This window comes from Congzhengia minquanensis (genome assembly GCF_014384785.1).
Lineage (GTDB): Bacteria > Bacillota > Clostridia > UBA1381 > UBA9506 > Congzhengia > Congzhengia minquanensis.
Genome location: NZ_JACRSU010000001.1, coordinates 518465 through 539376 on the forward strand (window position 1 = coordinate 518465; position 20912 = coordinate 539376).

Sequence of the window (20912 nt, forward strand, 5' to 3'; positions counted from 1 at the left end):
TTCACTCCTGCGGGGCCTGCCTGCCCTTTTGCAGGAGTTTTTTTATCCCACTTTCTCCAATTACGTCAATTCCGGCCTCTTTTAAAATTTGCGCCGTAACACCGATTCCGTTTATCAGGCGGCCTGAAAACGTACCGTCATAAATTTTTCCGCAGCCGCAGGAGGGGCTTTTTTCTTTTAAAACGGCCGTTTTACAGCCGTGCCGCTTTGCCAAATCTAACGCCTTTTCCGCACCTAAAACATACTCTGCTGTCACGTCTCGGCCATCTTTGGTTATTACCATATTTTCCCGCCGCTCAGCCGGCGTTCTGGGTGTGGAAAGCCCTCCTGCCACCTCGGGACAAAATGGCACCAGTTCAAATGCCTGTTCCAGAGCAATAACGTCTTCATTGGGCACTGCCCTCCCGTCATACCGGCAGGGAGTTCCCAAAAGGCACGCGCTTACCAATATTTTCATCTTTCCCTCCTGCTTGTCTGTTTTGCACAAAGGTTTATGAAAAACCTCTATCATTTTCTCTGCCTGTTTTTAAATTCTTAAAATTCTTTTAATCTTGTCTTAATGTTTTTATCATATCATAAATAAGTAAGGTTGTAAATCGCTGTTAAACAATTGTAATATTTATAATTTGTTCACAGCTTAGACTTATTTTCATTGTATAATGTTAAATAAGTAACGAATTCTATCAGGCAGAAAGGACTGTATGTAATGAAACTAAAAGCAAATTTAAAGAAGTTCAGGCCGAAAAAATGGATGGTCGTGACGGCGGTTATTGTTATCATCTGTGTTGCGGTTGGAATTTTCTTTTCTGCTTTTCGAAAAAATAAAGCCAAGGACGCGATGTCACAACTGTCAAACGAATCGTCGGTTTCCCGCCAGAGCATTGTTTCCTCTATCACCGGTACCGCGGTGGTGAAGCCCAAAGACCAATATTCCATCACCTCTTTGGTGAACGGCGACATTCTGTCTGCCAGCTTTGAGCAGGGCGACATGGTAAACGAAGGCGACGTGCTTTACCGCATTGACGCATCAGACGCGGAAAACAGCATTGAGAGCGCCAACATCGCCGTTGAGCGTTCGCAAAATAATTACAGCAAGGCTGTGGCAGACCAAAGCGATTTAACGGTGAAATCGGACGTATCCGGCATAATTAAAAAGCTTTACATAAAAAAGGGAGACTCGGTGAACGCAGGCGCGCAGATTGCAGACATTTATGACGACTCTGTGCTGCTGCTCACCATACCCTTTAATGAGTCGGACATTCCTCAGCTGTTTCACGGTGCAAACGCTACCGTGCGCATTTCTGGAACCAGCGATACGCTGTCCGGCACAGTAAAAGAAATTAAAGGCGCCAGCTATGCCAAGGCCGGCAATATGCTGGTGCGTGACGTGGTAATCCGGGTAGAAAACCCCGGCACCCTGATGGTGACAGACACCGCTGTTGCCTCCATTGGCAGCATATCCTGCAACGACTCCGGCACGTTTGAATATGTTACGGAAAAAACTGTTACCGCAAAGGCATCGGGCGACGTATCAAAGCTTTACGTCAGCGAAGGCGGCAAGGTGAAGGCCGGCGGCACAATCGCACAGTTATCCAGCGACACGGTTTCTGAGAATATTAAAAGCAACGCTTTGTCGCTGAAAGAATCCCAGCTTTCTAAGAAAAACGCACAGAAAAAACTGGAGGACTACACCATCACCGCGCCCATTTCCGGCACGGTGGTTGAGAAAAATGTGAAAGCCGGCGACAAGTTAGACAATTCCAACGCCTCCACTGTGATGGCGGTGATTTACGACATGTCCAGCTTAGAGTTTGAGCTTGCAGTGGATGAACTGGACATTAAAAATGTTGCGCTGGACCAAGATGTTACCATTACCTCCGACGCATTGGAAAACAAAACCTATCATGGCAAAGTAACCAACGTGAGCGTCAGCGGTACAACTGAAAACGGCGTAACCACCTATCCTGTCACCGTTGAAATTTTAGACTTCGACGACCAGCTCCTTCCCGGCATGAACATTGACGTTGAAATTGAAACGTCCCGGGCGGAAAATGTGCTCTCTGTTCCTGTTGCGGCAGTAAACCGCGGAAATACGGTTTATGTGAAAGGCGAAAAGACAGATGAAAACGACCGCGCGCCAGAGGGCTTTAAAACGGTGAAGGTTGAAACAGGCGTTTATAACGACGAGCTGATTGAAGTCACCTCGGGACTTTCTGAAGGCGACGTGGTTTACGTTCCCCAGCAGGCCTCCAAGGCCTTCAGCATGGAAGACATGATGGGCGGCATGGGTGGTCCTGGCGGAATGACAATGGACGGCCCGTCCGGCGGAATGGGCGGCGGTCCCTCCGGAGGCGGCTCGTCCGGCGGAGGTTCCGGCTCTGGCAGGAGCGGAGGCGCAGGCGGCGGAGGTATGCGCTAAATGAACCCTGCCGAAAGGAGATTTTCTTAACATGGAGAAACCATTGGTTGAATTTAAAGACATTTATAAAATATATGTAATGGGCGACCAGGAGGTCCGCGCCATTGACGGCGTTTCGTTTTCTGTTTATCCCGGCGAGTTCTTGGCCATTATCGGCCAGTCGGGCAGCGGCAAATCTACCTGCATGAATATCATCGGCTGTTTGGATGTGCCCACCACCGGCACCTACCTGTTAAACGGAACGGACGTTAGCAAATTAAATGACAACCAGCTTGCGGAAATCCGGAACGAAATGCTGGGCTTTATCTTCCAGCAGTATAACCTTTTGCCCAAGCTGAATGTGTTAGACAATGTAAAGCTTCCGCTCATGTATAAGGGCCTCAAGGAGAGCGAGCAAACAAAACGTGCCATGGAAGCCTTAGAGCGTGTGGGACTGGCAGACAAATATCACCACAAGCCCTCGCAGCTTTCCGGAGGTCAGCAGCAGCGTGTTTCCATTGCCCGCGCCCTGGCAGGCTCGCCCTCGGTGATTTTGGCCGACGAACCCACCGGCGCGTTAGACTCTAAAACCAGCAAAGAAGTTATGGCATTTTTAAAGGAATTGAACGAGCAGGGCAACACCATTATTCTAATTACCCACGACAATTCCATTGCGGCTACCGCGAAACGCGTTATAAGGATTCACGACGGCAAAATTATTTACGACGGTGAAGCGGAAAACGACGAAATTATCCGTTCCACGGTGTTTGCCCAGCTGAAAAAGGAGGCGGCCGCAGTATGAAGCTAACAAAAACCATGCAGCTGGCCATATCCAGCATTGTGTCGAACAAAATGCGGTCTTTCCTTACCATGCTGGGCATTATCATCGGCGTTGGAGCGGTTATCATTTTAGTCAGCATTATGGACGGCGTAACCGGGCAGGTAACCGACGTGTTTGAAAGTATTGGCATGAACAACATCTCTGTTTCCATCACCTCAAGGGGCAGTACACGGCAGATTTCGCCGGACGACCTGTATGAAATGGTGGACGAACATCAGGATTTGTTTACCTATGTGTCCCCCAACGTGTCGTTAAACGCCACGGTAAAGTCGCCCACAGCTTCAGATAACACCAGGGCCAGCGTAACTGGTGTGGACGAAACCTATGATAAAATTAACACCCTTACCGTAGAACAGGGGCGTTTTCTGCAGTATGTGGACGTGAGCAAAATGCTTAAGGTCTGCGTTATCGGTACCTATTATGAACATGAATATTATGAAAAAGGCAAAGCGCTGGGAGAGACCATGAAAATTAACGGCGAGCCTTACACCATTGTTGGTGTTTTAGAGGAAAAGGCAGACTCTGAGGAAGGTTCTTCCGACCAGTGCATTTACATTCCTTACACCAACGCCTCGAAAATGTCTTGGAACTCCACCATCGGCAGCTACACCATTATGGCGGCCGACACAAATCGGATTACCGAGGCAAAGACAATTTTAGAGCAGACGCTGACAAAAATTTTAGGAAGCAGCGATTTTTATAACATTATTTCCACAAAAGAAATTTTAGACGAAATGACCACCATTACCAACACCATGAAAATGGCCTTGGTGTGCATTGCGGGCATCTCCCTGCTGGTAGGCGGTATTGGAATTATGAACATTATGCTGGTGTCAGTAACCGAGCGTACCAAAGAAATTGGTATTCGCAAATCTCTGGGCGCAAAGAAAAAGCACATTATGCAGCAGTTTGTATTTGAAGCGGGAACGGTGAGCGGCATTGGCGGCGTAATTGGAATTGTAGTTGGAATTTTGCTTTCCTCTGCCGCCGGCAAGCTGTTAGACATTACGGTCACTCCCTCTGTGAGCGCAATTGTCGTTGCGTTTACCGTTTCGGTTGCAATCGGCGTAATTTTCGGGTTCCTGCCTGCGAAAAATGCGGCAAACTTAAACCCCATCGACGCCTTAAGGTTTGAATAACAATTGGCTTTTTTGATAGAAAGGATTGATGAATTTGAAAAAAATAGCTTCTGTAGTGCTTGCAGCGTTGCTGATTACAAGCGGTTTCGGCGCACTGCCGGTTTTCGCCGCCCCAGCTTATTCCGACAATGTTGCTCCGCTGCTTGCCGAGCTGAAAATTATGCAGGGCGACCCTGATGGGAATTTGCGGCTTGACGCTTTTGTTTCCCGGGCGGAGTGCACAAAAATTGCAGTTGCGGCCTCAAAATTCCGGGACACCGTGGCCACAGGCAGCAAAACGTCGCCTTTTAAAGACGTATCTGCCGACCACTGGGCCGCACCTTACATCACCGTAGCGGTGAAAAACGGGCTTTGCAAGGGATATTTAGACGCAACGTTTAAGCCCTCCGACACCGTGACCTATGAAGAGGCATTAACCATGTTCCTTCGGGTTTTGGGCTATTCAGAAGAGGATTTTGGCGCATCCTGGCCGGATGGTCAAATTGGCCTTTCCCAAAATATTGGCCTGAGTGACTCTCTCTCAAAATCGGCCGGGCAAGAGCTCACCCGCCGGGACGTAATGATCATTGCCTATAATCTGTTAAACACGCCGGCAAAGGGTTCAGGCAGCGATTACATATCAGAGTTCGACCGGGCAATTACCGATGACGTTGTGTTGATTGCCTCAAACAGGGAGGACTCTTCCGTAAGTGCGGGCAAGGTGTTAACCTCCGCCGGAACGTTTAAAATTACAGACGATTTTGACTTTAATAACATTGGAAAACGCGGCAGTATTACGGTTCGGAACAACGACACTTTGGTTTCGTTTATCCCGGGCGAGCAAATAACGGAAGAATATATCGTCAGCGGCACAATGGGATCGGATATTCTGTTCGACGGCAATATTTTAGATGTGGACGAGGGAACGCCGGTATATTTTAAATCCAAAACCTACACCTACGAATCTGTAACCCAGGAAATTGAAGCCGGCGACGTGTGCAAGGTGTTTAAAGACAAAAACAATGAAATTGATTATATTTTATTTACCACAAACCCGAAATCTTCCTCATTAACTACACCCAACACAAAGACCTGCGTTGTCACCTCGGTGCTGGGCGACAAAGTTTTAGGCTACATTGACGAAACCCTTTCCGAGGTAACGCTGAGCCAAACGGTTTCCTACTTTGACGGGGACGACACTTCAAGCTACCAGCAAATTTCCTCAAAAATTAAAGCGGGCGACACTTTGACCCTTCGTTACGACAAAAACAACCAGCTTCAGTATATCATTTATAACCGCGTGGACACCAACACCGACGTGGACAATCCCGAAATAAAGCGCCACATCGTCTACTCCATTTTGGGCAACAGCATTATTACCTATAACAAAGGTGCATTTGACAAGGTAGAGTTCACGGCAGGAACGTTATTTTATGAAGACGACACCCAAACCTCCTACTCCGCTGTCTCACAGAAAATTGCAATGGGCGACGTGCTGAACGTGAAATATAAACAAAACGGCGCAATTGACTATGTTATTTATGAGGAGGGCAACACCATTGGCCCTGTGACGGTAAGCGGCACAAGCTGGTATTCCTCCTTTGGCGTAGATCCTGACAGTACCACCATCATGCGTGACGGTGCGAAGACTGCGCTTTCAGACGTTAAGGTTAACGACATTGCCTACTACTCTAAGGATCTGGATATGATTTTAACCTACAGCAAAAAAGTAACCGGCGTGTATGAATCGGCAACGCCGAATAAGGATACGCCGCAAAGCGTAACCGTTTCTGGAATTACCTATGCGTTAGAGGGCGTTGATGCGTTTACCAAGCTTTCGTCGAACGGCAGCTTTAACTTAGGCGACACGGTAACGCTGCTTTTGGGCAAGTCCGGCGAAGTGGCGGACGTTTTAACGCAGGCGCAGCTATCCGACGAGGTATATGGCTATCTGATTGAAACAGGAACAAAAGAAACCACGGTGAACGGAACCGCCGTTACAAAACCGTTTGTGCGGTTGGTGCTGCCTTCTGGCGAGTCCAGCGAATACATTACCACAAAGGACTATAAATCGCTTTTAAATCAGCCGGTTAAGGTGTCATTTAAAGACGGTAACGCCAGCGTTTCTGTTGTAACGCAACAATCAACCGTTTCGGGACTCTTTACCTGGAACAGCAATACCCGCTCGCTTGGAAACAGCAAACTTGATGCATCTTTAAGCATCATAGAGGTTAGCACAACAAATCCGGGGGATTCAGGCAATGCGGCAAACGTGTTCCCCCAACGGCTTAATGGCTTAAACTTAAACGCAAGCGATATTCTTTACGCAGAAAAAAACTCCGATGGAAAAATTATCGAATTAATACTCCGTGACATCACAGGTGACATGCACGAATACGGCGTTGTTACCTCCGCAAGTAAAAATACGGTTGGTATGTCTGTTTCGGGTTCTTATACTTATCTGTTAAATGGTACCTCAAAATCGCTTTCCACAAATGGCGCGGCCTATACCGTTTCCAGCGGTCAACCAGTGAAAATCAAAACTTCAGAAAATGGTGCGGTTACGGGAATGTCCCCCTTAACTAAGGTGAACGGCAGCAAGGTTACTGATATATCCGGCTCTAATATCAATTTTGGCGGAAAAATTTATAAGATGAGTGACGATATTTCAATTTATACCAAGGACGCCTCTTATAACTACTCCATGCTGACATTGGATGAACTGAAAAATACCTTTGAAAACTACAGTATTTCGCTTTATTGTGATAAGGATGACTCCGTAGGCGGAAGAATTAGAATTATTATTGCAACTCCAAAATAAAAATAACTAAAGTGCCGCGTTTTGCAAGAACGCGGCACTTTTTTCTTTCAAAATTTTACAGAATATACAAAAAAACTTGAAAATTCCTCTTTACATTCGTGCATGTGTGTGATACAATAATTTGGAAATAAAAAAAGGTCTTTAAACGCGATGCGGGACATCGGCAAGACAAAAGGGGAAACGACGGAATTCAACTGCCCTGCCCGCAAACTGCGGACAGGGCTTTTTTATTTAAAATTAAAGGAGAGATGTTTTTTATGTCTAACGAAACACAGACCGGAATTTACGACGCACGCACCCTGGGCAAGGGGAAAATGCTTCTGCTTGGCTTTCAGCACATGCTGGCCATGTTCGGCGCAACGGTTCTGGTGCCGCTTTTAACAGGGCTTGACATTGCAACTACGCTATTAATGGCAGGCTTGGGCACGCTTTTGTTCCACCTGATAACCAAAGGCAAGGTGCCCGCATTTTTAGGGTCGTCTTTTGCGTTTTTGGGCGGCTACGGCGCTGTTGCTCCCCTGGCCGGAAACGGCACCATGACAAATGCACAGCTTTTGCCCTATGCATGCTTGGGCGTTGCGTTTGCAGGTTTGGTTTACTTAATTTTGGCCGCTTTAATTAAAATTGTCGGCATTAAGCGCGTAATGAAATTTTTCCCACCTGTTGTTACCGGGCCAATTATCATCTCCATTGGTTTGGGTCTTGCCGGCAGTGCGGTTACAAACTGCACCACAAACTGGTTAATTGCCTTTATCGCGCTGGCATTGGTTATTGTGTTTAACATTTGGGGCAAAGGCATGGCAAAAATCGTTCCCATTTTAATTGGTGTTTTGGGTTCCTGTGCCATTGCCGCCATTTTAGCGCTCACATTAGGCGAAACCATTACAGGGGCAGACGGAAACGCTTATATTACACTGTTTGGAAATCCCAAACTGCAGTTGTTCTCTGTTTCCGCATTAGACCAGCTGAAAAACGCGCCGTGGATTGGAATTCCTGTAAAATGGCACAACACCGTGTTCGGCGGCATTGACTGGAGCAACTCCTCTTTAGTTATCAGCTCTGTGATTGCAATTGTTCCAATATCGCTTGCAACCATGATGGAGCACATCGGTGACATTTCAGCAATCTCCTCCACCGTTGGCACAAACTTCATTGCAAAACCGGGACTGCACAGAACCTTAACGGGCGACGGCCTGGCAACCACTCTTTCCGCCCTGTTCGGCGGTCCTGCCAACACCACCTATGGTGAAAACACCGGCGTTTTAGCGCTCTCGAAGGTTTACGACCCGCGGGTTATCCGCCTGGCAGCAATCTTTGCAGTGATTCTTTCTTTCTCGCCTAAGTTTGCAGCGCTAGTCAGCGTAATTCCCACGGCGGTTATTGGCGGCATTTCCTTTGTACTTTACGGCATGATTTCTGCAATCGGTGTTCGTAACGTTGTAGAAAACAAGGTTGACTTTACCAAGAGCCGTAACCTAATCGTTGCCGCTATTATTTTAGTTTCCGCATTGGGACTGGGCACCGTAACATTCATGATCGGCAAGCTCACCATTTCCCTTTCGGCCCTGGCGGTTGCCTCCATTGCCGGCATTGTGTTAAACGCGATTCTCCCTGGCAAAGACTATGTGTTTGGCGACACACCCGATGAAACGGAAACCGGCGTTAATTTTGAACTTTAATTATTTTGGAGGCCCGCTATGAAGCTGAAATCCCTTCTTTTTGACGAAAAGGCTGTCAGCCGCGCCATTATGCGCATTGCCCACGAAATTGTGGAACGGAACGAGTCGGTAGACAACATGATGTTAGTGGGCATTAAAACCCGGGGCGTGCCTCTTGCTCAGCGGCTTTCGGACTTTATTTATAATAAAATTGAGCCGTCTTTAAAGCTGCCCGTGGGCACGCTGGACATTACCTTTTACCGGGATGACCTGACCAAAATTAAGGAGCGCGGCCCTGTGGTGTCGGACAGCGCTATTCCCGAAAGCATTGAGGGTAAAACGGTAATTTTGGTGGACGATGTGATTTTTACCGGCAGAACAGTGCGTGCCGCATTAGACGCGCTGATTGCTTTTGGCCGGCCTGCAAAAATCCAGCTCGCAGAGATGGTTGACCGCGGGCACCGGGAGGTTCCCATCCGCGCAGACTATGTGGGCAAAAACATTCCCACTTCGAAAAATGAGGTAATTCGAGTTAAGCTTGCGGAAACTGACGGGGTTGACGCCATTGAAATTTGTGAACTTTAAAAAAATAAAAAAGAAACGCAGCAAAATTTTGCTGCGTTTCTTTTTTTGCCGCATAATTTCAATAAAAACACGAAAAATATCCCTGAGGTGTTGCAAATTGAGAACGAAAAAAGAAGGTAACCAAACCGTTGTTTTTGAAAACAGTCCGCATATCATCGCCACAAACGCCATTGCCGGAAGCAAAGAAAGCGAGGGGCCGCTGGGCGGCCAGTTCGACGAAACCGTGTCAGACGACCTGTGGGGCGAAGCCAGCTGGGAAAAAGCAGAGAGCAAATTTATGCAGCAGACCGTTTTGTCTGCCCTGAAAAAAAGCAATCTGCACCCGGCGGACATTGACTATATTTTTGCCGGCGACCTTTTAAACCAGTGCGCCAGCACCAACTATGGAATTCGCGTGTTTTCCATTCCCTTTATCGGGCTTTACGGCGCCTGCTCCACCATGGGCCTATCTATGAAAATGGCGGCCATGGCAATTGACGGCGGCTTTGCCGACAGCTGCGTGGCAGTTACGTCCAGCCATTTTTGTTCAGCAGAGCGCCAGTTCCGCTTTCCCCTTGAATATGGCGGCCAGCGCCCCCCTAGTGCGCAGTGGACGGTAACAGGGTCCGCATGCGTTATTTTGGACAAAGATCGGGGCGATTTAAAAGTAGAATGTGCCACCACGGGTAAAATTGTTGACCGCGGCATTACCGATGCCAACAACATGGGCGCGGCAATGGCGCCGGCGGCCATCGACTGCCTATGCGCCCATTTTGCCGACACAGGCAGGAAGCCCAGCGACTATGACGCGATTTTTACAGGAGACTTGGGAAAAATCGGAAAATCAATCGTCGTCGACCAGATGGGCGAAAACGGCTACGACATGTCGGAAAACTACACCGACTGCGGTGTGCTTATATTTGACGAGTCTCAGGACGTGCACTCCGGCGCCAGCGGCTGTGCCTGCTCCGGCCTGGTTCTGTGCTCGCACATTATTCCAAAGCTGCAAAGCGGCGAATTTAAAAAGGTGTTGTTTGTGCCCACCGGAGCTTTGATGAGCACCACGGCCGTTCAGCAGGGCGAAAGTATTCCGTCTATCGCCCACGCGATCAGCATAATGTCATAAAGAAGCAATTTAAATAAACGGGCGTCTGTCTAAAACCAGTTTTAGCGGACGCTCGGTTTTTATTTTCCCGGGCAGTGCCTGCTGAAGCTCTGCCAAGGCACAAACCGTGCCGAATAGGCCGTGAAGGTCGTTAAACCCGTCGTGGGTTTGCGGGTCGACGGTTTCTAAAAAGTCAATCAACCTGTCTGCATACGTTTCTAATGCCTGTTTGCCGTCGTCGCGGCGATATCCTGTTTGCCGCATAGCGCGGGACAGGCAGTAAATCCAGTCGACGTCGATAAAACTAATTCTTTGCGCCGCAACCTCCCGGAAAGTTTCATCCACATATAAGAGCCAGAGCATGGTGTCAATCATCTTTTCCGGAAAAGGAAGCGGCTGTTTTGCATATTCATGGTTAAACAGATAGTGAAAACTGCCTGCCATATGGTGCCACACAGGCACGCTTCCCTCTTTCACGCAGCCCAATCTCCACAGCCCCGTTTCGGGATCTGCTTCCCGCCTCAGCCAGGCAAAATAGCTGTCTTGCCACTTGCCGTCCACCGCATTTGTAAGCACCAGCGCCGCATAAATCCCTGCGCCGCGGTGGGACTGAGACCACGGGTCATGTTTCCAGTCCAGCCCGTCTAACAGGCCATATAGCGCCTGTATGTCTGTGTATTGCAACAGATCGTGCATTGGATATTTGCAATCTGCGTCAAACAACTCCAACGCTGCTGCGCAGTGAGCCGTAGTATGAATAAAATGATGGGTTGGCTCTTGAAAAAGGCCTGTCTTTGGATTTTGAAAGTTTTGCAGCGTCTGCACCCAGGCGCTGCGTTCCTCCGCATCCTTTGGAAATTCCCCGATGGTATATAAAATGTTTGCCGCGTCAGCACAGCCATATTCGCTGGGCAAAAGACTGCGGCGTTTTTCTTCGTCCTGCCAAATCCAGCGGGCATATTGCCCTATGCCTTGATTGTGCGTTTTTAGAACATATTTAATATTATCAATGATGCCGCCGATATCGCGTTGTCTCATAATTTTATTCCCTTCCATAAAAATAGGGGCTGCTGATACAGCCCCGCGTTAATCGCTATTCGTTTCCCAAATCCCGGTGGTTCACCGAGGTTAAATAGTTTTTCTGGCTCAAAAATTTTGCCAAATGCTCTGCCACAGCCACAGAACGGTGTTTGCCGCCGGTGCAGCCAATTCCCACCACCAAAGACTGCTTGCCCTCCTCGGCATAAAGCGGCAGCAGGAAAGTTATCATATCCTCCAGCTTGCGCAAAAATTTCTGGCTGGACTCGTTTGCCATGGCATAGTCTGCCACCCGTGCGTCCTTGCCTGTAAAACCTCTCAGCTCGTCGTCATAAAACGGGTTGGGCATAAAGCGCACATCAAACATCAAGTCGCAGTCTAACGGAACGCCCCGCTTAAATCCAAAGGACACCACGTTTACTGAAATCGGCTCATATTTTCTGGTGGACGATTCAAAAATCGTCAGCAGTTTTTCTCGCAGTTCTTTGGTTAACAGCTTCGACGTATCCACCACAATGTCTGCACGGCTGCGGATTTCAGAAAGCAGGGCGCGTTCGAACTTAATGCCGCTTTCAATTCTGCCGTTGGCGGCGTGGGGGTGTTTGCGGCGCGTTTCTTTATACCTTTTGATAATGGTTTCGTCATCTGCGTCTAAAAACACTACGGCGCACTCGTTTCCGCGTTTTTTAAACATGTCAATCTCGTCGGCTAAGTGCGTCACCAGCTCTCCGCTTCTGGCGTCTACCACAAATGCAATTTTATTCAGCGCAAAATTCGAGTTCTGGCAAAGTATAATAAAGTTTGAAATTAATGTCGGCGGGATATTGTCTATGCAGTAGTAACCAATATCTTCTAAAATGTGTACAGCTGTAGATTTGCCCGCTCCGGACATGCCGGTTATGATAACTGTCTGCATAAATAGCCCCTTCTTAAAAAATTTATTCTACAGTAACAGATTTTGCAAGGTTCCTCGGTTTGTCAACATCTAATCCCTTGTGCAGGGAAATGAAGTATGCAAACACCTGAAGCGGAATGACCTCTAATGCCCCTGCAAAGCACCCTTTTGTTTTCGGCACATAAATGACGTAATCTGCCTCTTTTTCAATGGCGGTGTTGCCCTCCTGGGCCACGCCGATCACATAAGCGCCCCTTGCCTTAACCTCTTTAATGTTGCTGAGCATTTTTTCAAACAGCTGGTCTTGGGTTGCTAAGGCCACCACCAGCGTGCCGTCTTCAATCAGCGAAATGGTGCCGTGCTTTAATTCCCCGGCCGCATAGGCTTCTGAGTGGATGTAAGAGATTTCTTTCAGTTTCAGCGAGCCTTCCATGGCAATGGAATAGTCAATTCCACGGCCAATGAAGAACACGTCTTCTACGTCTTTAAACTTTTTGCCTAACGTTTCTAAATATTCAATATCAGAGAGCTGGCCTTTCACTTTTTCCGGTATAGACAGCAGCTCATCGACAAGTTCTGCACGTTCCTCTTGGGTTATTTTTCCCTTTATTTCTGCAATGTAAAGTCCCAGCAGGAACAGCACTTCCATCTGTGTACTGTAGGCCTTTGTGGTAGCAACGGCAATTTCCGGGCCGGCATTGGTGTAAAGCACGTCGTCAGACTCTCTGGCAATGGAGCTTCCCCGCACATTTACAATGGAGATAATTTTCGCATTGTGCTGTTTGGCATACCGCAGTGCCGCTAACGTGTCGGACGTTTCGCCGGACTGGCTGATGATAATTGCCAAATCACCGTCGTTAATCACCGGGTTTCTGTAACGGAACTCAGAAGCCAAGTCCACCTGGGTGTCTACTCTGGCGATACCCTCAATGATATTTTTCCCCACAAGCCCCACGTGATATGCGCTGCCGCAGGCAATGATATGCACCTTGTTTAAGCCTTTAAAATAGCTTTTGTCTAACGACAGCTCGTCAAGCACAATTTCATTGCCCTTAATTCTGGGGTGAATGGTGTCTAAAATGGCTTTGGGCTGTTCCATAATTTCTTTCATCATAAAGAAGTCGTAGCCCTCTTTTTCCGCGGCGGAAACGTCCCAGTTCACCTCAAATATTTTTTTGTCAATGGGGTTTTTGTCCTGATCCACAATTTTAATTTCATCCGCTGTCACAATGGCAAACTCGCCCTGTTCTAAAAGATACACATCCTTCGTTTCGGAAAGAATGGCCGGAATGTCCGACGCAATGTAGTTTTCACCCTTTCCCAGCCCTGCAATCAGGGGGCTGTCTTTTCTTGTTGCGTAAAGCGTATTTGGCTCATAAGTGCTTACCAGCCCCAAGGCATAAGCGCCCTCAAGCTTTGAAACAACGGTTAAAAACGTATCGAACACGTTGCCGTTATAGTAATACTGCATGAGCTGGGGAATGACCTCTGTGTCGGTGTCAGAAGCAAAGGTAAAACCTTTTTCAGCTAAAAATGCCTTTAAATCCAGATAGTTTTCAATAATTCCGTTATGTACAATGGCAAAGTTGCCGTCATTGGAAAAATGCGGGTGCGCGTTATATTCCGTCGGCGCGCCGTGGGTCGCCCACCTGGTGTGGCCAATTCCCGTTGTGCCGCTTAAGTCCATATTCTTTGATTTTTCCACCAGCTCAGACAGTCTGCCCTTTGCCTTGCAGCTTTTTAAACCGGTTTCGTCTGCAATGCAAATGCCGGCGGAGTCGTATCCTCTATATTCTAATTTTTCTAACCCTGAAAGCAGGAAGGGTTTTGCCTGGTTTTTTCCAACATAACCTGCTATTCCGCACATAATTTAAAACCTCCAGTTCTTATTTTATACAAGCCTTGCCTCAATGAGTTTTGCAAGATAGTTTGCTTTTTGGGTAATAATTCCCTGCTCCGGCCCCTCAATCATAACGCGGACACAGGGCTCTGTTCCAGACGGGCGTATCAGCACCCGGCCATTTCCGGAAAACTCCTCCTCTACCTCGCGGATTGCTTCCATAATTACGTCGTCGTCCCGGTAAGTTTCCTTTTTGGCATTGGAAACCTTGGCATTCACCATAACCTGTGGAAGCGGCACAAACACAGATGAAAGCTCACTTAAGCGCTTGCCGGTTTTCTTTAAAATTGAAAGCAGCAGCAGCGCAGAGCATAGACCGTCGCCTGTGGTGTTAAAGTCTAAACAGATGATGTGGCCAGACTGCTCTCCTCCTAGGGTGTAGCCCTTTTCCAACATTTCCTCCAGCACATAGCGGTCGCCAACTTTTGTCTGCACAATTTGAATGCCCTTTTCCTTTGCGGCGTTCACCAGTCCCAAATTGGTCATCACCGTTGTTACCAGCGTATCTTTCGAGAGCATTTTGTGCTCTTTCATATAGTCTGCGCAAATCAGCATAATTTTGTCGCCGTCAATTAACGCACCGTTTTCGTCCACCACCAAAAGCCGGTCTGCATCGCCGTCAAAAGAAAGTCCTAAGTCTACGTCAATGTTTTTCACATATTCGCAGAATTTATCGGTGTGGGTTGAGCCGCATTTTAAATTGATATTGGTGCCGTTGGGGTGGTTGTGCACTACAAAAACCTCTGCCCCCAGCTCAACCAACGTTTCAACGGAGCTTAAATAGCTTGCACCGTTGGCGCAGTCTACTGCAATTTTCAGACCATCTAAGCTTTCACCCTTTAAGGTTTCTTTCACAAAGGCTTTATAGTCTGAAAGAGCGGTGTCGCACTTGGAAATGGTTCCCACTGCATCGCCTGTGGGGAGGTCTAAGCTGGCGCAGTCGTTTTGAATAATTTCTTCAATTTCGTCTTCTATGTCGTCGCTCAGCTTATATCCGTTACCGTTAAAAATTTTTATCCCGTTAAACTCGGCGGAGTTGTGTGAGGCTGAAATGACAATGCCTGCGTCTGCGTCGTATTTCCTGGTTAAATATGCCACGGCAGGCGTGGGAATTACGCCCAGCGAAATAACGCCTGCGCCCAAACTGCAAAGACCTGCAGAAAGCGCCGCCTCCAGCATATCGCCGGAAATGCGCGTGTCCTTCCCAATTAATATTTTAGGCTTATGCATGGTTTCTTTTGTCAGCACATGCGCCGCAGCTTTTCCTATTTTCATTGCCAGCTCCACGTCGAGTTCTGTGTTGGCAACGCCGCGCACACCGTCTGTCCCAAATAATCTGCCCAAATGATAACCTCCTTAATTGCTCGTATATAGAATTTTAATACAGTTATTATTATTTTAACACAATTTTGTCAAAAAGTAAAAGTTTTTTTTCAAATTGTACATACTAAAATTAACAAAAATTTACGGTTAGGAGAAATGTGAAATGGTAATAGCGGTGGAAAAGGGATTAGATGCAATGAAAAGTTATTTAAGCAAACGGGGTTTTCAGGTTGTAGACCTTGACAGCTCTCAGGTTTTTGACGCTGCAGTTTACGAAAACCTAGGCTTTTTTAACATTCCCACGCCAAATCAGGTGACGGCAAAAGCAGGCACGGGGCAAGCAGGCACTTTTTTGGTCTGTGCCCGGGGCAAAACGCCCCAAGAGGTAGAAACCATGCTTCGCCAAAAAGCCTACGGCAATCTCTTTTAAATTTGGTGGATTTTGTTGTTGAATTCCATACCTTTTTGGTGTATAATAGAAATAAAGTTAAATTTAACAAACTAACCATTACAGGAGTGTTAAAAATGGAACCATCAATTTATCTTGATAACAGTGCCACAACTCCGCTTAAAAAAGAGGTTCTGGATAAAATGATGCCGTATTTAACCGAAAACTACGGCAACCCGTCCTCTATATACAGTATCGGAAGGTCTGCAAAAGCGGCAATTGATGCGGCACGCATACAAGTGGCCAATGCCATTGGCGCTCAGCCCGCTGAAATCTATTTTACCGGCTGCGGTTCAGAGGCAGACAACTGGGCTATTAAGGGCATTGCCCGGGCAAAGGAGAAGAAGGGAAAGCACATCATTTCCTCTGCCATTGAGCACCACGCGGTGCTCCACACCCTAAACTATTTGGAAAAGCAAGGCTTTTCTGTAACGTATCTACCAGTGGACGAGTTTGGCAAAATCAGTTTAACCGACCTGGAAGAAGCCATTCGCCCCGACACCATTTTAATTACCATTATGACAGCCAACAACGAGGTGGGCACCATTGAGCCCATTTCTGAAATCGGCGCAATTGCAAAAAAACACAACATTACCTTCCACACCGACGCGGTTCAGGCCGTGGGCGCAATGGAGCTTGATGTGAAGAAAATGAACATCGACATGCTTTCCATGTCGGCCCACAAGTTCGGCGGGCCAAAAGGTGTTGGCGCACTTTATGTGAGAAACGGTGTGCGGCCGGAAATCTTTATGCATGGCGGCGCGCAAGAACGCGCACGGCGGGCCGGAACAGAAAACGTGGCCTCCATTGTGGGAATGGGCGAGGCAATTGCTTTGGCAACCCGAAATATTCCCGAAAAGGCGGAAAAGCTTTGTATGCTGCGGGATTATTTGATTAAAAATATTATGGAAAAAATTCCTTATGTAAAATTAAACGGCCACCCAACCGACAGGCTTCCAGGAAATGTAAACTTTTCGTTCAGCTACATTGAGGGAGAATCGCTTCTGTTAATGCTGGACTTAAACGGCATTGCAGCCTCCTCCGGCTCGGCCTGCACCAGCGGGTCGCTAGACCCCTCACATGTGCTGCTGGCTTTGGGCCTGCCCCATGAAACGGCACACGGTTCGCTGCGCATTTCCATTGGGGATTATAACACAAAAGAAGAAATCGACAAGGTGATTGCGCTTTTGCCGGGCATTGTGCAAAGGCTTCGTGATATGTCGCCATTATATGAAGAAGTGAAAAACAAGCAATAGCAGAAAGGACGGTTTACTATGTATAGTGAAAAAGTAATGGACCACTTTTCAAACCCCAGGAACGTTGGAGAACTTCCCGATGCCAACGCTGTGGGACAGGTGGGCAACGCCAAGTGCGGCGATATTATGAAAATATACATGAAAATTGAAAATGATGTGATTCAAGACGTAAAATTTAAAACCTTTGGCTGCGGCGCCGCGGTTGCCACCAGCTCAATGGCCACGGAAATGGTGAAAGGAAAAACTATAAAAGAGGCGTTAGAGCTTACCAACAAAGCTGTGATGGAGGCGTTAGACGGGCTTCCGCCGGCAAAGGTGCACTGCTCTGTTTTGGCGGAGGAAGCGATTAACGCTGCCATAGCGGACTATTACAAGCGTCAGGGCATTGAGCCGGACATGGAAATCCGCTGTGCGGGCTGCAACGGCGAGTGCCATGTTGACAGCCATCACCATGGAGAATAAAATGCGCATTATGTTAGGAATGAGCGGCGGCGTGGATTCGTCCGTCGCTGCTCTTTTGTTAAAACAAAGCGGTGCAGATGTTGTTGGCGTAACCCTTAGGCTCACCGAAGACGACGACGGAACAAACGCCGAGAACGCCAAAAAGGTAGCAGACGCGTTAAACATTTCCCACATCACGGCAGACATGCGGGCTGAGTTTCAAAAAAACGTTACGGACTATTTTGTTCAGGAATATAAAAACGGCAGAACACCGAATCCCTGCGTTGTGTGCAACAGAACCATTAAGTTTGGAAAAATGCTGGATTTTGCAGAAAAAAGCGGGTGCAGCCATGTTGCCACCGGGCACTATGCACGGGTGGAACGAAATCCTGCCACGGGGCTTTATGCGTTAAAAAAAGCGGCTTACTTGGAAAAGGATCAGACTTATTTTTTATACACCTTAACACAAGAACGCCTTTCAAAAACACTGTTTCCGTTAGGGAGCTACACCAAGCCCCAGGTGCGGGAGCTGGCTGAGCAGTACGGCCTGGCCAGCGCGAAAAACCGCGACAGTCAGGACATTTGCTTTATCCCCGACGGGGACAAAAACCGCTATTTAAAACAGTTCTTAAATGAACAGCCAGGCAATTTTACCGATGCAGACGGCAACATTTTAGGAACCCACAAAGGCATTTTTCACTACACCGTCGGCCAGCGCAAGGGGCTGGGCACAGCCTTTGGAAAGCCAATGTTTGTGCTTTCCATCAACACGAAGGACAACACAATAGTGCTGGGCGAAGCCGGAAGCGAGTTTTCTGAAGGGTTTTATGTGGAAGACTGTAATTTCCTGCCCTTTTGTGCTGCGCCGGATGGGTTTGAATGTCTTTGCAAGGTGCGTTACAGCGCGCCCGATATGCCCTGCCGGCTGGAAAAAACGGAAAATGGATATTGCGTTCGTCTCACCGCGCCCGCCAGGGCCATAACGCCGGGGCAGGCGGCGGTGTTTTATTCAAGCGACGAGTTAATCGGCGGCGGAACCATTATAAAGTCGTTTTCAGGCAAGCTATAACGTGGCGTTAATGGCCTCGGCGGTTTTAATTTTGTCAGGCAGTTCTTCAGGGAGGGAAACAACCACGTTGTCGCTTTCATCGGTTAGACGCCACAAAATCATTTTTTCGTCGCTGTCTAAAGACAGATCGACAATCACCAGCGCACATCTTAAGTCGCAGCTCCGTTTCATTGCCAGGCGCACGTCGCACTCAAGGCTTTCTGCTCCGTGTTCTAAAGGCAGCACAATGCAGTCTTTCGGCCTGTAGCGCGAGAAACGGTTCGTAAAAAATTCGCCGACTTCATAAAAGATATTAATAATTGCATATGCAATTAAAAATATAACCACTGCATCAAAAAATACATTCCCAGTCATACTATGTAACCTCCGAATCTCTTTTTGATACATAGTATGGCGGAAGTGTGATTTTGGTGAAAGAAACAAAAATGGAGGGTACATATGAATAAAACAACATTTAATGCAAAAGATATTGCTATAGCGGCGTTACTTACGGCCCTTGCAATTTTAATTCCGATGCTCATGCCGTTTAAAATTGTGCTGGAACCAATTTTTTCGGCCACCTTTGCTTCTCACGTTCCCGGAATTTTGGCAATGTTCGTTGGGCCTTTTGCTGTTATCGGCACGGCCATCGGCAGCGCGGTTGGGTTCATCTTTTGCGGCCTGGGGCCCTGGGTGGCAGCCCGGGCATTTCTGCACATGGTGTTTGGCTTAATTGGCTACCAGCTGATTAAAAAGAAGTATAACATTTTTTTGGTTGTGCTTGCCACCGGGTTGATTCACGCTGCAAGCGAAATGCTTGTAGGACTGATATCATTACCATTTGTTGTAACGCCTGCACGCGGCGCCTTGTTTTACATTGTGGTGTCCATTGGCTGCGGAACATTTATACATCACTGCATTGACTTTGCGGTGTCCTTAGTGATTTTGGGCGCATTAAAATCGGCAAGGCTCATATCCGGCACGGTGAATTACAAGTCGCTGAAGCAATAGAAATTTTATTTATTCTGAAATAAATTTATCGGAGGTTATTTATGAGGGACGAGAAACAAAAAGTTGTTTTAATTGGCACAGGGTTTGTGGGCATGAGCTTTGCCTATGCCCTTTTGAACCAGAACGTGTGCAACGAGCTTGCACTGATTGACGTAAACCGCGACAAGGCTCGCGGTGAGGCCATGGATTTAAACCACGGTTTAGCATTTTCCGGCGCCAACATGCGTATTTATGAAGCGGACTACGACACCTGCAAGGATGCAGACATTGTTGTAATCTGTGCCGGCGTGTCGCAAAAGCCGGGCGAAGATCGGCCTGCGCTGCTCCAGCGGAACACCGCAGTGTTTAAATCCATTGTAGACCCGGTTGTGGCTTCCGGTTTTTCGGGCATCTTTTTGGTAGCCACCAACCCGGTGGACGTGATGACCCACGTAGTGAAAACCCTTTCCGGGTTCGACAGTCACCGCGTTATCGGTACAGGAACCACGCTGGATACCGCAAGGCTGCGCTTTTTGCTGGGAGAATATTTTAATATTGACCCCAAAAACGTTCACGCCTATGTAATCGGTGAGCACGGCGAGAGCGAGTTTGTTCCCTGGTCGCAGGCCATGGTGGGAACCAAGTCAGTTTCGCGGATTGTGAACGACTATGGCGACCGCTTTAAAAAGACCGACATGGACGAAATCGGCGCCAAGGTGAAAAATGCCGCCCAGGAAATTATTGCGGCAAAGCAGTCTACCTACTACGGAATCGGCATGGCCTTAGTTCGGATTACCAAAGCCATTTTTGGTAACGAAAACAGCATTTTGACCGTGTCCTCCTATTTAGACGGCGAATACGGCCAGAGCAATGTGTATGCAGGCGTTCCCTGCGTTGTTGGCAGAAATGGCGTTTTAGGACAGCTCACTTTAGAGCTTACCGACGAGGAGCTTTCTAAAATGCAAAATTCCTGCGACATTTTAAGGCAGTATTATAAAGAAACAAATTTATAACCTCTGTTATAAAATAAATGTAATTTTGGACACAAAAACCCGGCATGGCCCGAAA

19 protein-coding genes are annotated in these 20912 nt (G+C 47.7%); 13 read left to right on the plus strand and 6 right to left on the minus strand.

What is annotated here, in order from left to right; genetic code table 11:
* Nucleotide 1: 1 nt before the first annotated feature.
* Nucleotides 2–457 carry a 2-thiouracil desulfurase family protein gene (locus H8698_RS02435; protein ID WP_249311025.1) on the minus strand — a complete coding sequence of 152 codons (456 nt, stop codon included), beginning with the start codon at nt 455–457 and terminating at the stop codon, nt 2–4.
* 249 nt (nt 458–706) lie between these two features.
* Here H8698_RS02435 and H8698_RS02440 point away from each other — a divergent pair, with 249 nt between their 5' ends.
* From H8698_RS02440 to spoVAD, 7 genes are all read left to right on the plus strand, one after another.
* Nucleotides 707–2419 carry an efflux RND transporter periplasmic adaptor subunit gene (locus H8698_RS02440; protein WP_249311026.1) on the plus strand — a complete coding sequence of 571 codons (1713 nt, stop codon included), beginning with the start codon at nt 707–709 and terminating at the stop codon, nt 2417–2419.
* Nucleotides 2420–2450: 31 nt separating this feature from the next.
* Nucleotides 2451–3200, plus strand: coding sequence for an ABC transporter ATP-binding protein (locus tag H8698_RS02445; RefSeq protein WP_249311027.1), 750 nt, complete (start codon nt 2451–2453; stop codon nt 3198–3200).
* Complete coding sequence (locus H8698_RS02450; protein WP_249311028.1) at nt 3197–4378, plus strand: ABC transporter permease; 1182 nt, start codon at nt 3197–3199, stop codon at nt 4376–4378. The genes H8698_RS02445 and H8698_RS02450 overlap by 4 nt, the downstream gene beginning before the upstream one ends.
* Before the next feature lie 34 nt (nt 4379–4412).
* The gene (locus tag H8698_RS02455; protein ID WP_249311029.1) at nt 4413–7178 is read left to right on the plus strand and encodes an S-layer homology domain-containing protein; all 2766 of its coding nucleotides are present in this window, start codon (nt 4413–4415) and stop codon (nt 7176–7178) included.
* A gap of 257 nt (nt 7179–7435) precedes the next feature.
* A complete protein-coding gene (locus H8698_RS02460) occupies nt 7436–8857 on the plus strand; it encodes a uracil-xanthine permease family protein (protein ID WP_249311030.1) in 1422 nt (473 codons plus the stop codon).
* An 18-nt stretch (nt 8858–8875) separates the two neighbouring features.
* The gene (pyrR, locus tag H8698_RS02465; protein ID WP_249311031.1) at nt 8876–9421 is read left to right on the plus strand and encodes a bifunctional pyr operon transcriptional regulator/uracil phosphoribosyltransferase PyrR; all 546 of its coding nucleotides are present in this window, start codon (nt 8876–8878) and stop codon (nt 9419–9421) included.
* Nucleotides 9422–9518: 97 nt separating this feature from the next.
* Complete coding sequence (gene spoVAD / locus H8698_RS02470; protein ID WP_249311032.1) at nt 9519–10526, plus strand: stage V sporulation protein AD; 1008 nt, start codon at nt 9519–9521, stop codon at nt 10524–10526.
* Nucleotides 10527–10535: 9 nt separating this feature from the next.
* On the opposite strand, the gene H8698_RS02475 is transcribed toward spoVAD, so the two are convergent.
* Genes H8698_RS02475 through glmM form a run of 4 tightly spaced genes read right to left on the minus strand, consistent with a single transcriptional unit; the run spans nt 10536 to nt 15682 of the window.
* On the minus strand, nt 10536–11543 hold the full coding sequence (locus tag H8698_RS02475; protein WP_249311033.1) for a hypothetical protein: 1008 nt from the start codon (nt 11541–11543) through the stop codon (nt 10536–10538).
* 55 nt (nt 11544–11598) lie between these two features.
* The gene (gene rapZ / locus H8698_RS02480) at nt 11599–12459 is read right to left on the minus strand and encodes an RNase adapter RapZ (RefSeq protein WP_249311034.1); all 861 of its coding nucleotides are present in this window, start codon (nt 12457–12459) and stop codon (nt 11599–11601) included.
* Nucleotides 12460–12481: 22 nt separating this feature from the next.
* A complete protein-coding gene (gene glmS / locus H8698_RS02485; RefSeq protein WP_249311035.1) occupies nt 12482–14305 on the minus strand; it encodes a glutamine--fructose-6-phosphate transaminase (isomerizing) in 1824 nt (607 codons plus the stop codon).
* Between the two features lie 24 nt (nt 14306–14329).
* A complete protein-coding gene (gene glmM / locus H8698_RS02490) occupies nt 14330–15682 on the minus strand; it encodes a phosphoglucosamine mutase (protein ID WP_249311036.1) in 1353 nt (450 codons plus the stop codon).
* A gap of 142 nt (nt 15683–15824) precedes the next feature.
* Between glmM and H8698_RS02495 the strand changes: the two genes are divergently transcribed.
* The 4 genes from H8698_RS02495 to mnmA all read left to right on the plus strand — a co-directional run bounded on the left by H8698_RS02495 (nt 15825) and on the right by mnmA (nt 18875).
* Nucleotides 15825–16091: a YkuS family protein gene (locus H8698_RS02495; protein ID WP_249311037.1), complete on the plus strand. Its 267-nt coding sequence runs from the start codon at nt 15825–15827 to the stop codon at nt 16089–16091.
* Between the two features lie 95 nt (nt 16092–16186).
* Nucleotides 16187–17365: a cysteine desulfurase NifS gene (gene nifS / locus H8698_RS02500; RefSeq protein ID WP_249311038.1), complete on the plus strand. Its 1179-nt coding sequence runs from the start codon at nt 16187–16189 to the stop codon at nt 17363–17365.
* An 18-nt stretch (nt 17366–17383) separates the two neighbouring features.
* A complete protein-coding gene (nifU, locus tag H8698_RS02505) occupies nt 17384–17827 on the plus strand; it encodes a Fe-S cluster assembly scaffold protein NifU (RefSeq protein WP_249311039.1) in 444 nt (147 codons plus the stop codon).
* Nucleotides 17799–18875, plus strand: a complete 1077-nt coding sequence (gene mnmA, locus H8698_RS02510) for a tRNA 2-thiouridine(34) synthase MnmA (RefSeq protein ID WP_249311040.1) — start codon at nt 17799–17801, stop codon at nt 18873–18875. Before nifU ends, mnmA begins: the two co-directional genes overlap by 29 nt.
* Here the strand turns inward: mnmA and H8698_RS02515 are convergent.
* Nucleotides 18870–19229, minus strand: coding sequence for a hypothetical protein (locus tag H8698_RS02515; protein WP_249311041.1), 360 nt, complete (start codon nt 19227–19229; stop codon nt 18870–18872). The two genes, mnmA and H8698_RS02515, sit on opposite strands and share 6 nt — an antisense overlap.
* Before the next feature lie 84 nt (nt 19230–19313).
* Between H8698_RS02515 and H8698_RS02520 the strand changes: the two genes are divergently transcribed.
* Nucleotides 19314–19865 carry an ECF transporter S component gene (locus H8698_RS02520; protein WP_177677937.1) on the plus strand — a complete coding sequence of 184 codons (552 nt, stop codon included), beginning with the start codon at nt 19314–19316 and terminating at the stop codon, nt 19863–19865.
* A 41-nt stretch (nt 19866–19906) separates the two neighbouring features.
* Nucleotides 19907–20857, plus strand: coding sequence for an L-lactate dehydrogenase (locus H8698_RS02525; protein WP_177677935.1), 951 nt, complete (start codon nt 19907–19909; stop codon nt 20855–20857).
* Nucleotides 20858–20912 lie beyond the last annotated feature (55 nt).

Bases quoted from the DNA above. Each gene is read 5' to 3' on its own strand.
- H8698_RS02525 (WP_177677935.1), top strand. From the start codon at position 19,907: ATGAGGGACGAGAAACAAAAAGTTGTTTTAATTGGCACAGGGTTTGTG.
- H8698_RS02450 (WP_249311028.1), top strand. From the start codon at position 3,197: ATGAAGCTAACAAAAACCATGCAGCTGGCCATATCCAGCATTGTGTCG.
- H8698_RS02495 (WP_249311037.1), top strand. From the start codon at position 15,825: ATGGTAATAGCGGTGGAAAAGGGATTAGATGCAATGAAAAGTTATTTA.
- nifS (WP_249311038.1), top strand. From the start codon at position 16,187: ATGGAACCATCAATTTATCTTGATAACAGTGCCACAACTCCGCTTAAA.
- H8698_RS02475 (WP_249311033.1), bottom strand. From the start codon at position 11,543: ATGAGACAACGCGATATCGGCGGCATCATTGATAATATTAAATATGTT.
- H8698_RS02520 (WP_177677937.1), top strand. From the start codon at position 19,314: ATGAATAAAACAACATTTAATGCAAAAGATATTGCTATAGCGGCGTTA.
- rapZ (WP_249311034.1), bottom strand. From the start codon at position 12,459: ATGCAGACAGTTATCATAACCGGCATGTCCGGAGCGGGCAAATCTACA.
- glmS (WP_249311035.1), bottom strand. From the start codon at position 14,305: ATGTGCGGAATAGCAGGTTATGTTGGAAAAAACCAGGCAAAACCCTTC.
- pyrR (WP_249311031.1), top strand. From the start codon at position 8,876: ATGAAGCTGAAATCCCTTCTTTTTGACGAAAAGGCTGTCAGCCGCGCC.
- nifU (WP_249311039.1), top strand. From the start codon at position 17,384: ATGTATAGTGAAAAAGTAATGGACCACTTTTCAAACCCCAGGAACGTT.
- mnmA (WP_249311040.1), top strand. From the start codon at position 17,799: ATGTTGACAGCCATCACCATGGAGAATAAAATGCGCATTATGTTAGGA.
- H8698_RS02460 (WP_249311030.1), top strand. From the start codon at position 7,436: ATGTCTAACGAAACACAGACCGGAATTTACGACGCACGCACCCTGGGC.
- H8698_RS02445 (WP_249311027.1), top strand. From the start codon at position 2,451: ATGGAGAAACCATTGGTTGAATTTAAAGACATTTATAAAATATATGTA.
- H8698_RS02515 (WP_249311041.1), bottom strand. From the start codon at position 19,229: ATGACTGGGAATGTATTTTTTGATGCAGTGGTTATATTTTTAATTGCA.
- H8698_RS02435 (WP_249311025.1), bottom strand. From the start codon at position 457: ATGAAAATATTGGTAAGCGCGTGCCTTTTGGGAACTCCCTGCCGGTAT.
- H8698_RS02440 (WP_249311026.1), top strand. From the start codon at position 707: ATGAAACTAAAAGCAAATTTAAAGAAGTTCAGGCCGAAAAAATGGATG.